At 62.9% G+C, this 13,458-nt stretch carries 18 protein-coding genes and 1 riboswitch; of the genes, 16 read left to right on the top strand and 2 right to left on the bottom strand.

Annotated elements, in window-relative coordinates:
- Positions 1 to 17 precede the first annotated feature (17 nt).
- On the bottom strand, positions 18 to 260 hold the full coding sequence (locus ACTAQJ_RS07045) for a hypothetical protein (protein ID WP_498701532.1): 243 nt from the start codon (positions 258 to 260) through the stop codon (positions 18 to 20).
- Between ACTAQJ_RS07045 and ACTAQJ_RS07040 the strand changes: the two genes are divergently transcribed.
- The 15 genes from ACTAQJ_RS07040 to hisF all read left to right on the top strand — a co-directional run bounded on the left by ACTAQJ_RS07040 (position 259) and on the right by hisF (position 12,198).
- Positions 259 to 429: a hypothetical protein gene (locus ACTAQJ_RS07040; protein ID WP_477521684.1), complete on the top strand. Its 171-nt coding sequence runs from the start codon at positions 259 to 261 to the stop codon at positions 427 to 429. The genes ACTAQJ_RS07045 and ACTAQJ_RS07040 overlap by 2 nt on opposite strands.
- Before the next feature lie 37 nt (positions 430 to 466).
- Complete coding sequence (locus ACTAQJ_RS07035) at positions 467 to 1,414, top strand: cytochrome (protein WP_498701531.1); 948 nt, start codon at positions 467 to 469, stop codon at positions 1,412 to 1,414.
- A gap of 50 nt (positions 1,415 to 1,464) precedes the next feature.
- A complete protein-coding gene (def, locus tag ACTAQJ_RS07030; protein WP_498701530.1) occupies positions 1,465 to 2,037 on the top strand; it encodes a peptide deformylase in 573 nt (190 codons plus the stop codon).
- Positions 2,034 to 2,954: a methionyl-tRNA formyltransferase gene (gene fmt, locus ACTAQJ_RS07025; protein WP_498701529.1), complete on the top strand. Its 921-nt coding sequence runs from the start codon at positions 2,034 to 2,036 to the stop codon at positions 2,952 to 2,954. The genes def and fmt overlap by 4 nt, the downstream gene beginning before the upstream one ends.
- Positions 2,951 to 4,501, top strand: a complete 1,551-nt coding sequence (locus ACTAQJ_RS07020; protein ID WP_498701528.1) for an RsmB/NOP family class I SAM-dependent RNA methyltransferase — start codon at positions 2,951 to 2,953, stop codon at positions 4,499 to 4,501. The genes fmt and ACTAQJ_RS07020 overlap by 4 nt, the downstream gene beginning before the upstream one ends.
- Before the next feature lie 95 nt (positions 4,502 to 4,596).
- A complete protein-coding gene (rpe, locus tag ACTAQJ_RS07015) occupies positions 4,597 to 5,283 on the top strand; it encodes a ribulose-phosphate 3-epimerase (protein ID WP_498701527.1) in 687 nt (228 codons plus the stop codon).
- Positions 5,284 to 5,360: 77 nt separating this feature from the next.
- A riboswitch (FMN riboswitch) is annotated at positions 5,361 to 5,514 on the top strand.
- An 87-nt stretch (positions 5,515 to 5,601) separates the two neighbouring features.
- Positions 5,602 to 6,294 (top strand): nicotinamide riboside transporter PnuC, encoded by a 693-nt coding sequence (gene pnuC / locus ACTAQJ_RS07010; protein WP_477521689.1) that lies wholly within the window; start codon positions 5,602 to 5,604, stop codon positions 6,292 to 6,294.
- A gap of 41 nt (positions 6,295 to 6,335) precedes the next feature.
- Positions 6,336 to 7,427 (top strand): bifunctional diaminohydroxyphosphoribosylaminopyrimidine deaminase/5-amino-6-(5-phosphoribosylamino)uracil reductase RibD, encoded by a 1,092-nt coding sequence (ribD, locus tag ACTAQJ_RS07005; RefSeq protein ID WP_498702160.1) that lies wholly within the window; start codon positions 6,336 to 6,338, stop codon positions 7,425 to 7,427.
- On the top strand, positions 7,427 to 8,125 hold the full coding sequence (locus ACTAQJ_RS07000) for a riboflavin synthase (RefSeq protein ID WP_498701526.1): 699 nt from the start codon (positions 7,427 to 7,429) through the stop codon (positions 8,123 to 8,125). The genes ribD and ACTAQJ_RS07000 overlap by 1 nt, the downstream gene beginning before the upstream one ends.
- Positions 8,122 to 8,817, top strand: a complete 696-nt coding sequence (gene ribB / locus ACTAQJ_RS06995) for a 3,4-dihydroxy-2-butanone-4-phosphate synthase (RefSeq protein ID WP_498701525.1) — start codon at positions 8,122 to 8,124, stop codon at positions 8,815 to 8,817. Before ACTAQJ_RS07000 ends, ribB begins: the two co-directional genes overlap by 4 nt.
- A complete protein-coding gene (gene ribA / locus ACTAQJ_RS06990; protein ID WP_477516463.1) occupies positions 8,814 to 9,518 on the top strand; it encodes a GTP cyclohydrolase II in 705 nt (234 codons plus the stop codon). Before ribB ends, ribA begins: the two co-directional genes overlap by 4 nt.
- A gap of 18 nt (positions 9,519 to 9,536) precedes the next feature.
- On the top strand, positions 9,537 to 10,022 hold the full coding sequence (gene ribH / locus ACTAQJ_RS06985; RefSeq protein WP_442002992.1) for a 6,7-dimethyl-8-ribityllumazine synthase: 486 nt from the start codon (positions 9,537 to 9,539) through the stop codon (positions 10,020 to 10,022).
- A gap of 131 nt (positions 10,023 to 10,153) precedes the next feature.
- A complete protein-coding gene (locus ACTAQJ_RS06980) occupies positions 10,154 to 10,417 on the top strand; it encodes a phosphoribosyl-ATP diphosphatase (protein ID WP_326335399.1) in 264 nt (87 codons plus the stop codon).
- Between the two features lie 84 nt (positions 10,418 to 10,501).
- The gene (hisG, locus tag ACTAQJ_RS06975) at positions 10,502 to 11,362 is read left to right on the top strand and encodes an ATP phosphoribosyltransferase (RefSeq protein ID WP_224089667.1); all 861 of its coding nucleotides are present in this window, start codon (positions 10,502 to 10,504) and stop codon (positions 11,360 to 11,362) included.
- Positions 11,363 to 11,421: 59 nt separating this feature from the next.
- Positions 11,422 to 12,198 (top strand): imidazole glycerol phosphate synthase subunit HisF, encoded by a 777-nt coding sequence (gene hisF, locus ACTAQJ_RS06970; RefSeq protein WP_216923206.1) that lies wholly within the window; start codon positions 11,422 to 11,424, stop codon positions 12,196 to 12,198.
- Positions 12,199 to 12,274: 76 nt separating this feature from the next.
- Here hisF and ACTAQJ_RS06965 read toward each other — a convergent pair whose 3' ends face one another.
- A complete protein-coding gene (locus ACTAQJ_RS06965; protein WP_216923805.1) occupies positions 12,275 to 12,919 on the bottom strand; it encodes a TIGR03085 family metal-binding protein in 645 nt (214 codons plus the stop codon).
- Between the two features lie 89 nt (positions 12,920 to 13,008).
- Here ACTAQJ_RS06965 and hisI point away from each other — a divergent pair, with 89 nt between their 5' ends.
- Complete coding sequence (gene hisI / locus ACTAQJ_RS06960) at positions 13,009 to 13,425, top strand: phosphoribosyl-AMP cyclohydrolase (RefSeq protein WP_224089670.1); 417 nt, start codon at positions 13,009 to 13,011, stop codon at positions 13,423 to 13,425.
- Positions 13,426 to 13,458: the final 33 nt, after the last annotated feature.

The following is a 13,458-nucleotide window of genomic DNA, read 5'->3' as shown; positions in this document are numbered from 1 at the left end:
TTCCCCCTTTGCACTCTTCATTCCGCCGCCGCCTGGTTGATGGTCAACTGCTGCTCTACCTTTGCCTGGCCAGCGCCCGTACCAGGGCTTTTGTCATTGGGCAGCGCTGCCATGTCAACGACACTGTCGATTGTGCCGTCGATGCCCTGCAGACTGCCTTGAGTGCAAGTTTCGGCGGGAACGAAATCTTGCGAGCCACCATCGGTGAATACAGAGCATTCCGCGTCACAAAATTGCCCGCCCGTGCACAGCATCAGCATGAATGGATCAACAGAAGCCGAAGACCCCAAGGCATTCCTGGAAGACCTGGCCGCAACGTCGCCCATTCTTGCGGCAAAGCTCGCCCGCCTGCCGGCTGAACAGGCAGCCATGATTTTTGGGGAACGGCCCGCTGAAAGCGGTATAAGCACAGGCACGCCTGGCAGCTGAGGGGAATTCTGTCGGTGCTGTGTGTCAGAGTCTTTATATGACTGCTCCACTTCTTGCCCACGCTACCGACTACGGACGTATGTACGCCCGCTCCACAACAGAGCAATTCTCTGTCCCCTCAATCACCACGGTGATAGGGCAGCAGGCGCATTCGCTGGACGGTTGGTTCAGTTATATGGGAGCAAGCAGCTTGGCCGCAGATCCCGAACTTCCCGCCGTGCTTGGCAGCCCGGCAAGAATCCGGCAGGCGGTCAACAAGGCCTCCAAAGCTGCCGAGACCTACAGGGACCAAGCCGCGGCAAGAGGCGATCGCGTCCACAATTACTGCGAGCAGGTAGCCCTGCGCGCCCTGGGTCGTCCGCACCGGATGCAGGAATGCCGCGATGAGCTTGCCTCCCACGGTGAGCAGGCCTTCGCAGCCCGCTTCGACGAATGGTGGGAGCTGTACAGGGTGGAGCCGCTGGCTCCGGAAATCACTGTCTGGAACAAGACCGTTGGCTACGCCGGCACTCTGGACCTCGTTGCGCGGATTAACGGGCGCATCTGCCTGATCGATTACAAGACCAAGGGCACCACCCGCGACGGCACTGTTAAGGCACTCGACGACAAAGTCGTGATGCAACTCGTGGCGGGGATGAAGGCGGAAGAGAGCCTCGTGGACCCGGTAGCGGGGGAGTGGGAGCCATGGAAGTTTGGTGAGAACCCCATGTTGTTGGCGGTCGCCATCGGAGAAACCGAAGTAAGGCCCCAACGAGCCAATCCGGACGTCCTTAAGCACCATTGGTGGAAGTTCTGTGCCCTGAGGCGCGTCTGGGAGATGTCAGCCGATGTAACTGCGGCCGGGCAGGCACTCATGCCCGTCCCACCGCCGTCGTTCGTGTCGCCGTCGTTGGAGTCCGCGTCCCTGGTGCCTGCCGGCGCTGGGACTGCCGCTGCTGGGGCTGGGGACAACGGCAGCAGCCTGCACTCAACTAAACTGGCTTAGGCTCCGCAACAGCCGGACCAGAGTGTGACGATCGTGAGGACTGACAGCAGATGGCAATTTTGAGTATCCGAATCATTGGGGATCCGGTGTTGCGCACCGTAGCCGATCCCGTCACTGAATTCGGTCCCGAGCTCGCCAAGCTGCTAGCAGACATGATGGAAACCATGGAGGACGTGGAAGGCGCAGGCCTTGCCGCTCCCCAGGTGGGCGTCAGTAAGCGGGTCTTCACCTATCGCATTGGTGGTGTTGAGGGCCACATCATCAACCCGGTCCTGGAAAACAGCGAAGACTTCCAACCGGACGAAGTTGAGGGCTGCCTCTCCATCCCCGGCCTTGGTTTCCCCGTGCGCCGTCACCGGGCAACGCGCGCCACGGGTGTGGATCTCAATGGCAATCCCGTAGAGGTTGAGGCAGAAGGTATGTTGGCACGTTGCTTCCAGCACGAGACCGATCACCTTGACGGCGTCCTTTATACGGACAGGCTTGAGGGCGAAGACCGAAAAGCCGCGCTGCGTGCCATCAGAAACGCGAACTACCACGCTGTGACCGAGCAGACCACGTCCAAGCGGGCAAGCTCTGTTGGGTCCAGCTTCGGTGGCGGTAGTTTCGGGGCTCCCGAGTGAGGGTCCTCTTTGCAGGAACCCCCGCCGTTGCCGTCCCATCCTTGGACGCCTTGGTGAAGGCCGGTTTCGACGTCGTTGCAGTCCTGACCCGCCCGGACGCACCGTTGGGACGCAAACGCGTCCTGACGCCGTCGCCCGTTGCCGCCCGAGCAGAGGAACTTGGCATCGAGGTCATTCGCGCTGCCAAGGTGGATGCTGACACTACGGCTCGAATTGCTGAAATTGCTCCAGATGTAGCCGCCATCGTGGCTTATGGGGGGATCGTGCCTCGCCCTGCCCTGGGCGTTCCGCGGCATGGCTGGGTCAATCTCCACTTCTCGCTTCTGCCCGCTTGGCGTGGCGCCGCTCCAGTGCAGCGCTCCATCATCGCAGGTGACGACGTCACTGGGGCGGCTACCTTCCAACTGGAAGAAGGGCTGGATACCGGGCCGGTGTTTGGCACGCTAACCGAAACCGTGCGGACGGATGACACTGCTGGCGATCTTCTTGGGCGTCTTTCCCTCAGTGGCGCCGTCCTCCTCAGCCAGACGCTGTCCGCCATCGACGCCGGTCAGGCGGCACCGCAGCCGCAGACCGGCGAGGTGTCCCTGGCCCCCAAACTGTCGCTCGAGGACGGACGGTTGGACTGGCAGCAGCCGGCCCTTGCCCTGAATCGAAGGGCACGTGGCGTGACGCCCGAGCCGGGCGCGTGGACAACGCTGGAGGGTCAACGGATCAAGCTTGAACCCGTAGGGCTCCGGCCCGACGTCACGGATATTGCTCCCGGAGCCGTCCGCGTCGATGGAAAGTCAGTGCTGGTAGGCACTGGTTCCCATGCAGTGGAATTGGGGCGGATTCAACCCGCCGGCAAAAAGATGATGTCGCCGGCCGACTGGGCCCGCGGCTTGGCTGCACTTGAGAAAGTGGTATTCGAATGAGCGAGTCCGGCCGGCGAGGCCCCAACAACAGCGGGAGCCGGGACGGTGGCGGGCACGCCAATCGTGGAGGCCGCAGCGACAGCAAGCGCAATGCCCAAGGCAGGGAACGAAACAGGGGGCCCCAGAGGGGCTACTCCAACAATGCCCCATCCCAACGCACGCGCCGTGCTGATCCTGCGCGCTTGGTAGCTTACGAAGTCCTCCGCGCCGTCGCCTCGGAAGACGCGTACGCCAATCTTGTCCTTCCCGCCAGAATCCGGGAACACCGGCTGGACCGCCGCGACGCTGGTTTTGCCACCGAGCTGAGCTATGGTGCCTTGCGAGGTCAGGGCACGTATGATGCCATCCTGGCCCGCTGCGTGGACCGGCCCCTCGAGCAACTCGATCCGGCGATCCTTGATGCCCTACGCATCGGTGCCCATCAGCTGCTCTCCATGCGTGTCCCTGCACATGCTGCGCTGGACCAAACCGTTGGCCTGGCCCGCGCGGTCATCGGCGCCGGGCCGTCTGCGCTCATCAACGCCGTCCTGCGCAAAGTCACCGCGCACACCATGGCTGAGTGGCTGGACATCCTGCTGGAGCAGGAGACCGACGAGACCAAGATTGCTGCCCTGCGTCACGCTCACCCGGAATGGATCGTCCGCGCACTTCGCCAATCGTTGGTGAATCATGGGAGATCCAAAACCGAGATTGACGCCCTGCTGGAGGCCGACAACGCGGCGCCCGTAGTTAATCTGGTTGCCCTGCCAGGGTTGGGGAACCTTGATGAAGCTTTCGAGAACGGGGCTACAGCCGGAGAGCTGGTAGAGGACTCCGCGCTGTCAGCCGGAGGCGACCTTGGCCGGCTCGAGTCCGTCCGAAAGGGCACTACCCGCGTTCAGGATGTTGGCTCACAACTCGTAGCCCGCGCCGTTGCAGGCGTCGATCTAGGCACCCCTGCCCGGGAAGGAGAGCGCTGGCTGGACTTGTGCGCAGGTCCAGGAGGCAAAGCTGCCTTGCTTGCCGCCTTGGCTCACCGCGATGGCGCCACGTTGCTGGCCAACGAGCCTGCCCCGCACCGCGCCAAGCTGGTCCAGCAGGCGCTGTCTGCGGTGCCTGCGGAATCCTGGGCGGTGCGGACCGGTGATGGCCGGGAGGTTGGCGGCGAACAGCCCGACTCCTTTGACCGGGTGTTGGTGGACGTTCCCTGCAGTGGTCTTGGTGCCTTGCGCAGGCGTCCCGAATCACGGTGGCGTCGCGCACCCAAGGACATCGCGGACCTTGGTCCACTGCAGCGTGAACTGCTGGCGTCGGCGATCGACGCCGTCAAGCCCGGTGGCGTGGTGGCCTACGTGACGTGTTCACCCCACCCGGCGGAAACCACCGCCGTTGTGGGTGACGTCATGGGAAAGCGTGATGACCTTGAGATGCTCGACGCCGGACAGGCACTGGACGCTGTTAGCCTCACCGGAGGCCTTGGGGCCGGGCACGAGCTTACGGCCCAGCTTTGGCCGCACGTTCACCACACGGATGCTATGTTCATGGCGCTCATCCGTAAGAAGTCTTAGCTCCGCAAAAAAGTACTGGTTCCGCAGGAAGTCCTACCCAGCGGCCACCCTCGCTTGAACTCAATCGATAAAACAACTGACCCAAAGGGGCTGCCTTGTCTCAGTGCTGTATCAACCCGAGCATCCTGTCCGCAGACTTCGTCAACCTCGAGGCGGAGCTGCAGCGGATCGGCAATGCCGATGCCGTGCACGTGGATGTCATGGACAACCACTTCGTTCCCAACCTGACGCTTGGCCTGCCCGTGGTACAGCGGATCCAAGCTGTCAGCCCGGTTCCCTTGGACGCGCACCTGATGATTTCAGACGCTGACCGGTGGGCACCTGCCTACGCGGACGCCGGCGTCGCCTCGGTGACATTTCATGCCGAGGCTGCCATGGCGCCGGTCAAGCTTGCCCGTGAACTGCGGGCCCGGGGCTCAAAAGCCGGTATGGCATTGCGGCCCGCCACTCCGGTTGAGCCGTATTTGGACATGCTCAGCGAACTGGACATGCTCCTGATCATGACGGTTGAACCGGGCTTTGGTGGCCAGTCCTTCCTGGATATCACCTTGCCCAAGATCCGACGCGCCCGCACAGCCATTGACGGATCCGGAATCGGCGTGGCCATTCAGGTGGATGGCGGGATCACTGAAGAAACCATCCTGCGCGCAGCTGAAGCGGGCGCGAACGTGTTCGTGGCGGGCTCAGCCGTGTACGGGGATGAAAACCCCGCGGCGGCAATTGATCGGCTCCGCGCAGCCGGATCCAAGGCCGCAATGGCGGGCGGCTCGGCAAAACCGTGACGACCGTCATCAGATGTTACGAAGATTGCGGGGAATAGCTCAAGCATCTCCGCAGTTGTGGCAGAATAGCAACACACATACGTGCTCCGGGGTCGGTGTAAGTCCGAACCGGCGGTTATAGTCCGCGACCCGCGCGCCTTGGGATCCAAGTAATTGGAAACCGCTGGCAAACGGTTGAACCGGTGGAATTCCGGTACCGACAGTTAAAGTCTGGATGGGAGAAGCACGTACAGTCATGCTGTGTGCGTCCTTAGAGACGCCGCGCAGTGTGCTGTCGTACACCCCCGGAGCCATCGCGGCTTACTGGGAAGGAACGGCATGGACTTTCTGCGATGGCTCTTCGAAGCACAGATTCCCGTTGGAGGATCTGCGCTTGTCTTACGCGAAGTGCTTGGCAACATCTTTGGGCTCGCCAGCGCCCTCGGCGGAATGCGCCGCAAAGTCTGGGCGTGGCCTATAGGCATCGTGGGGAATATCCTCCTGCTGACGGTCTTCCTCGGCAACGTTTTCGGCGCAGCCGCTCCCGCAACCCTATGGGGACAGGCTGCACGGCAGATCATGTTCATAACCGTCGCCGTCTACGGCTGGTACCGCTGGCAGCAAGGCCGGCAGGCCAGCACCCAGGGGCGCGCAATCGTTCCGGGCTGGGCCAGTACCAAAGTCCGCATCGCCCTGATTGGGGCAATGGTGGCTGGAACGGCCGCGTTGACTCCGCTCTTCGACGCGCTGGGCTCCTACCCGCCCGTGTGGGCTGATGCCTGGACATTCACAGGTTCCCTGCTGGCCACGTACGGTATGGCCCGGGGATGGACGGAGTTCTGGCTCATCTGGGTAGCCGTTGACATAGTTGGCGTCCCACTCCTGTTTAGTGCCGGATACTACGCCAGCGCCGTCATGTACCTCTTCTATGGATTCTTTACGTTGACCGGTTTCTTCGTCTGGTGGCGGGCAGAGAAGCGCGAACGCGCCTCGGCTGGCCCCGTCCCGGCGGTTGTGGGAGTCGCTCCGTGACTCTGAACCCCAAATTCTTCAATACCGCAGAGTCTGCGGCCATGGACGTGGCCCTTTCAGCGGCTTTGGGCGGGCCGCGTGGAGCCAACCCGTTGGTGGGCGCCGTTGTGCTCAGTCCCGAGGGCGAACAGCTCGCCGTCGGCTACCATCGGGGAGCCGGCACGGCCCACGCTGAGGCAGATGCCATTGTGGAGGCACGTCGTCAGGGCGTGGACCTTGCGGGAACCACCATGGTCGTCACCCTGGAGCCCTGCAACCACGTGGGCCGTACCGGCCCCTGCGCACAGGCCATCATTGACGCCGGGATCTCAAGGGTGATTTACGCCATCGATGATCCCCACGATCCCGCCGCGGGAGGCGCCCGTACCCTGCAAGCAGCGGGAGTCGACGTCGAATCCGGTCTCGCCGCCGACAAGGCCTTTGACCTGAACCGCGAATGGTTCGACGCCGTCGCAACCAAACGTCCCTTCGTCACCTTGCACATTGCCCAGACGCTGGACAGTCGCATCTCCGCAGTGGACGGTACCAGCCAATGGATTTCCAGTCCTGAGTCCCTCGCGGACAACCACGGATTGCGGGGCCTCATCGATGCCATCCTGGTGGGCACTGGCACGGTCCTCATCGACAACCCCCGTCTGACGGCCCGGGCATCCGACGGCAGCCTGGCGCAGCGCCAGCCGCTCCGCGCCGTCATGGGTTTGAGGGAAGTTCCCGAAGATGCAGCGGTACGCGGAACCGATGGCCTCTTTGTGCACCTGCAAACCAGGGAGCCGGCGGAAGCGCTCGGCCAACTGTTCCACCAAGGTGTCAGGCACGTCATGGTGGAAGGCGGCTCCAGCATCCTCAGTACGTTCCTTGCTGCTGGATTGGTGGACGAACTGATCGTCTATCTTGCTCCAACCCTTTTGGGATCCGGAACGCCTGCGCTGAACGATCTCGGCATTACCACGTTGGCCGATGCCCAACACTGGGCCTGGGACGACGCCGGTGGCGGGGCCGTACAGAACCTCGGCAACGACCTTCGGCTGCATTTGCGGTCAATGAGATCAGCGGTCGCTACAGCAGCGGCCAACACAACCAAGAATTCCATTCCGCGCAGTGAAGCTGCGGAATACGTCACAGGAGGACACTGATGTTTACCGGAATCGTTGCCGAACAGGGCACCGTCCTGGGTATTGACCGCGACGGCGATGCCAGCGCGACGCTGCGGCTGAAAGCCCCGACGAGCACTGAGGGCCTAGCCTTGGGAGGTTCCATCGCAGTCAATGGAGTCTGCCTCACCGCAACTCAGATTGACGGGCAGGATTTCAGCGTCGACGTCATGGGGGAGACCCTGGTCCGCACCACCATCGGCGAGTTGGCCGCGGGCGATACCGTGAACCTTGAGCGCTGCGTCCCTGCCGGCGGGCGCCTGGACGGCCATGTGGTCCAAGGACATGTTGACGGCGTGGGTGAGCTGCTGGAACGGGAGCCGCTGGGCAACTGGGATCGTTTGCGGTTTGGCGTCCCTGGGCCGCTGGCACGCTACATTGCCGAGAAGGGTTCGATCGCCGTCGACGGTGTTTCTCTGACCGTGACGGCCGTGAGCGCCGCAGCTGAAGCGTCTCCATGGTTCGAAGTAGGCCTCATCCCTACGACTCTTGAGGAGACAGGACTCGGAGCTAAGCCGGTTGGTGCACGGGTGAACCTGGAAGTGGACGTACTTGCCAAGTACACCGAGAGGCTCCTTTCCTTCGCTCCGCAGGGCTCCCCGGCGCACCGCGCCAGCGCGGAAACGGCCAGCGAGGAAACGGCCAGCGAGTCAGCCGGAAACCAGGAGGCTGCGCGATGAGCACCCCGACCAAGACGGTCTCGGCGGCGACGGGCCGTACAGGCCTGGATCCCGTGGAAGCTGCGATTGCGGCGATGGCTGCCGGCCAAGCAGTCATCGTGGTGGACAACGAAGACCGCGAGAACGAAGGCGACATCATTTTCGCTGCCGAACACGCCACGCCCGCCCTCATGGGGTGGACCGTCCGGTATTCATCGGGCGTCATCTGCGTTCCGCTTGAAGCGGAACGTGCGGATGCCCTGGCGCTTCCGCCCATGGTGGCAGTCAATGAGGACGCCAAAGGCACTGCCTACACTGTTTCCTGCGATGCGGCCATCGGAGTGAGCACTGGTATCTCGGCCACGGACCGCGCGTTGACGGCCCGGATCCTCGCCGACCCGCAGAGCACTCCGGCGGCGATTACACGCCCCGGGCATATTTTCCCGCTTCGGGCGGTTAAAGGGGGAGTGCGTGAACGTCCGGGACACACGGAAGCAGCCGTGGACCTGTGTCGGCTTGCCGGGCTTGCTCCGGTGGGCGTGATCGCTGAGTTGGTACATGACGATGGTGAAATGATGCGCCTGGACAGCCTGCGCGATTTCGCCGCCCAACACGGATGCCCCCTCATCTCCATTGAGGATCTGGTGGCATACGTTGACGCGGTAGAGTCCCAGACGGCACACGTTTCAGTGGCAGACGAGGAGAAGCGATGACCGCACCGACAACGCGCAGCAGCGGCGACACCGAGCCCACGCCCCACCCGGTGAGCGGCGGCCCGATTGTCCAGCTGCCCACAGCCTTCGGGGACTTTGTAGCCCAGGCCTGGACGGACCACGTTACGGGCGTGGAACACCTTGCCGTGAGTTCCCCCAACCCGCCTAGGGATGGCCAGGCACCACTGGTGCGCCTGCACTCCGAATGCCTCACTGGCGACGTCTTCGGATCTTATCGCTGCGATTGCGGCGAGCAATTGGCCTTTGCCCTGGAACTCATCCACGCTGAGGGTGGAACGCTGTTGTACTTGCGCGGCCAGGAAGGGCGCGGCATTGGCCTCGCCAACAAGATCAAGGCCTACGCGCTGCAGGAAGCCGGTTTCGATACCGTCGAGGCCAACGAACAGCTGGGCCTGCCGGTAGACGCGCGCTCCTACAGTGCCGCGGGTCAGATCCTGGCCGAGATGGGTCTGCATGAAGTCCGGTTACTCAGCAACAATCCGGACAAGCAGAACCGCCTGGCCCAGGCTGGCGTCGCGGTGGTGGAAATGGTTCCCACCGAGGTTCCTTCGCGTGAACAGAACGTTCGCTATTTGCAGACCAAGAAAGACCGGATGGATCACCGTCTGACGCTCGAAACCGAGCCTGTCGGCAATGGAAAGACCCCGTCCCGAAGCCCCTTTGACAACGAACAAGACTGAACGGAATTCCAGCAAACAATGAGCGGACACGGCGCACCCACCATCGACCTCACCACCCTCAGGCCCGAGGAAACCTCGCAGCTCAAGCTCGCCATTGTGGCAGCAAGCTGGCATACCCAGATCATGGACGGACTGGTTGATGGTGCACTCCGCGCGGCCAAGGAAGCCGGCATCGCCGAGCCCACCCTGCTGCGCGTCCCCGGCAGCTTCGAACTCCCGGTTGCCGCGGCCCGGCTCGCACCGCACTTTGACGCCGTCGTGGCCCTCGGTGTTGTAATCCGCGGCGGAACGCCGCACTTTGAGTACGTATGCCAGGCCGCGACGTCGGGACTCACCGATGTCAGCGTCCGCACCGGCGTTCCGGTCGGGTTCGGCGTCCTGACCTGCGATACGGAGCAGCAGGGCTTGGACCGCGCAGGCCTCCCGGGCTCCAACGAAGACAAGGGACACGAGGCAGTGACTGCGGCCCTTGCCACGGCAGTGACGCTGAAACAGTACAGCTGACACCGAAGCGGCACAGCCGGCGCTGGGACAGCAGGCTTGAAGGGGATGTGGGTGTGTCTTCACTCACATCCCCTTCGTCATGCAACGCCCCAACAAGCGGTGCCAGCCCCGAAGCAAGTAGTCTGTAGGGCGTGAAGAATTTCGAGACGCTGTTCGCAGAACTGAGTGAGAAAGCAGCGACCCGCCCGGCAGGCTCGCGTACGGTTGCCGAACTGGACTCCGGAATCCACGGCATCGGTAAGAAAGTGGTCGAAGAGGCCGCCGAAGTCTGGATGGCCGCCGAGTACGAATCCGATGAAGCCGCTGCCGAGGAAATCTCCCAGTTGCTGTACCACCTGCAGGTCCTCATGCTCGCCAAGGGCCTCAACCTGGAAGACGTTTACAAGCATCTCTAGCCACGCCACTCCGCCTTCATTAAGCGGAGCCAGCTGCGTGGCCGAAGTGCCTGAAAACCTCCATTCCAAACAGAAAGTCTCACCATGCTCCGTGTAGCAGTCCCCAACAAGGGATCCCTGTCAGAAGCCGCCTCTGCAATGTTGTCCGAGGCTGGGTACCGCCAGCGCCGCGACACCCGCGAACTGGTCATGGTTGATCCCGACAATGACATTGAGTTCTTCTTCCTGCGCCCCCGCGACATCGCGGTGTATGTGGGCCAGGGAACCCTGGACGTCGGAATCACCGGACGCGACCTCCTGCTTGACGCAAAGGTGGAAGCCGAAGAACTCCTTCCCTTGGGCTTTGCCCCTTCCACCTTCCGTTTCGCTGGCCCCGTAGGTGACTTCACCGGCGTCGAGCAGCTCGAAGGCAAGCGCCTCGCCACCAGTTACGACGGGCTCCTGCGCGACTACCTGGCGGATCGGGGTGTGAACGCCAAGGTGGTCCGACTGGACGGTGCCGTCGAGTCATCGGTGCGGCTCGGCGTCGCCGACGCCATTGCCGATGTCGTCGAGACGGGCAATACGCTCAAAGCAGCCGGCATGGAAATTTTCGGCGATCCCATTCTTAAGTCCGAGGCCGTGCTGATCAGGCGCACGGGTCCCGGTGGTGCCGCGAACGGCACTGCCAAGGAAATCGACGTCCTCATCCGTCGCCTGCAGGGCGTCCTTGTAGCCCGCCAGTACGTGCTGATGGACTACGACATCCGCAAGGACCTGGTGGAGGACGCTGCTGCGCTCACCCCGGGCCTTGAATCACCCACCGTTTCTCCGCTGCGCGATTCGGAATGGGTGGCCGTGCGTTCCATGGTCCCCAAGAAGGAAACCAACCGCATCATGGATGAGCTGTACGATCTTGGCGCCCGCGCCATCCTGGTCAGCAGCATCCACGCCTGCCGTATCTGACCGGATCCCCTGAGCAGCGCACAGCAGAATTAGCGCACAGCAGAATTAAGGAGCAGCACATGGCTGTAGCCGTACGCGTCATTCCCTGCCTGGACGTCGACGCCGGCCGCGTGGTCAAAGGCGTCAACTTCGAAGGCCTGAGGGACGCCGGAGACCCGGTGGAACTGGCCCATCGCTACGACAATGGCGGTGCAGATGAACTGACGTTCCTGGACGTCACCGCGTCATCGGGCAACCGCGAAACCACGTTCGATGTTGTGCGCCGCACCGCCGAGGAAGTCTTCATTCCGCTGACTGTGGGCGGCGGCGTCCGCGGCGTGGCAGAGGTGGACAAACTTCTGCGCTTCGGTGCGGACAAGGCATCGATCAACACCGCCGCTGTTGCCCGGCCTGAGGTCATCGATGAAATCACGCGCCACTTCGGGTCCCAGGTCCTGGTGCTCTCCGTGGATGCGCGCCGAACCCGCGAAGGCGACGCCCCGACGTCGTCCGGTTTTGAAGTCACCACCCATGGTGGCAGGACCGGGACGGGAATCGACGCCATCGCCTGGGCCAAGGAAGCCGCAGATCGGGGCGTGGGAGAAATCCTGCTGAACTCGATCGACGCTGACGGCACCAAGGACGGATTCGATCTTGAACTGATCCGCCTTGTTCGTGGGGCCGTCAACATTCCGATCATCGCCTCCGGTGGTGCCGGGAAGCCTGCGCATTTCCCGCCAGCCGTGGAGGCCGGCGCAGACGCCGTGCTGGCAGCTTCGGTGTTCCACTTCGGTCCGGATGACATGATCGCCCAAGTCAAAGCGGCTATTCGCGAAGCTGGCTTCGAAGTCCGCTAAGTCTTAAGCAACGCGGGGTCACTTTTGGCCCATCTCCGCAAGGATGATGGGCCAAAAGTGACCCCGCGTTGCTTGTCTAAAGGCCGATGTCTGCAGTTTGCAAAAGCGCGACGGCGTCCGGCTGGCCTTCGAAGGTGACGAGCGCCTGGCTGGTGCGTCCATGGGCATGCATCAGCAACTCGCCGGGTTCGCCCACAATCGCTACCGAAACTGGAGCGCGTTTGGCCACGTGCCGGGGGCCGGAAGGCCGCACCAGAACGATGCCGAGGTCTACGCCGCGGTAAAGGAAAGCCGCCCGCTTGATCAGTTCATCCCACAATGCATCCGAGTACGCTTCGTCGAGGGCCCGAGGTGCCCAGCGGTCACCCGCGCGGCGAATGTCCTCGGTGTGGACGAAATATTCGATGAGATTCGACGTTTCGTCCAGCGCCTTGATCTTCAAAGGGGAAAGGGCTGGGGGACCCGCGCGGAACGTCTTGACGAGCTCCGCGTAGTCGTCAGTGGTCTTGAGCTTGGCGGCGAGTTTGGCCGTCGCTTTGTCTGAAGCCTTGCCGAGGCTGGGGATCAGGAGGCCAATCCCCACGGCCGCTTTACGCTCGCGCAGGTAAAGGTGCGCCGCAAGATCCCGGGTGAGCCACCCTTGGCAGAGCGTGGGGGAGTCAGGTCCGGCCGCCAGCAGGGTTTCGGCCAGTACTTCTCGGGAAGGATCGACGAAATGCATCACTTGTGAAACTAGCACGATCAGGGCAAGGTTGCGCAGTGGAACCGCCGCAGAATACGGCTCCCATCAAAGGCACTAGACTTGATCTGATGTCAGAGCAGTCCGCCCCCAGTCCAACTCCTGCCGTGGAGCTCTCCAGCGACCCCGCGGACACCCTGCCGCAGGAGATCGCCAGCGCCCTTAAACGCGACTCGGCAGGCCTTGTAGCCGCCATCATCCAGCAGCACGATACCCATGAGGTCCTCATGCTGGGCTGGATGGATGACGAGGCACTTCGCCGCACCATGACCACGGGGCGCGTGACCTTTTACTCGCGCTCCCGCCAGGAATACTGGCGCAAGGGCGACACTTCCGGGCACGTACAGTTCGTGAAGTCAGTCGCCCTTGACTGCGACGGCGATGCCCTCCTGGTCCGCGTGGACCAGATCGGCGCAGCCTGCCACACCGGTACCCGGACCTGCTTCGACGGGCGCGACTTTTCGGTCGTAACGGGCCACCGCGATTAAGGCATCCCCTAGTTTCCCTGACGCACCACCTAA

The sequence above is a fragment of the Arthrobacter sp. alpha11c genome (genome assembly GCF_054149985.1).
The sequence above is the reverse complement of the archived record's forward strand: the minus strand, read 5'-3'. Positions and strand labels throughout refer to the sequence as shown.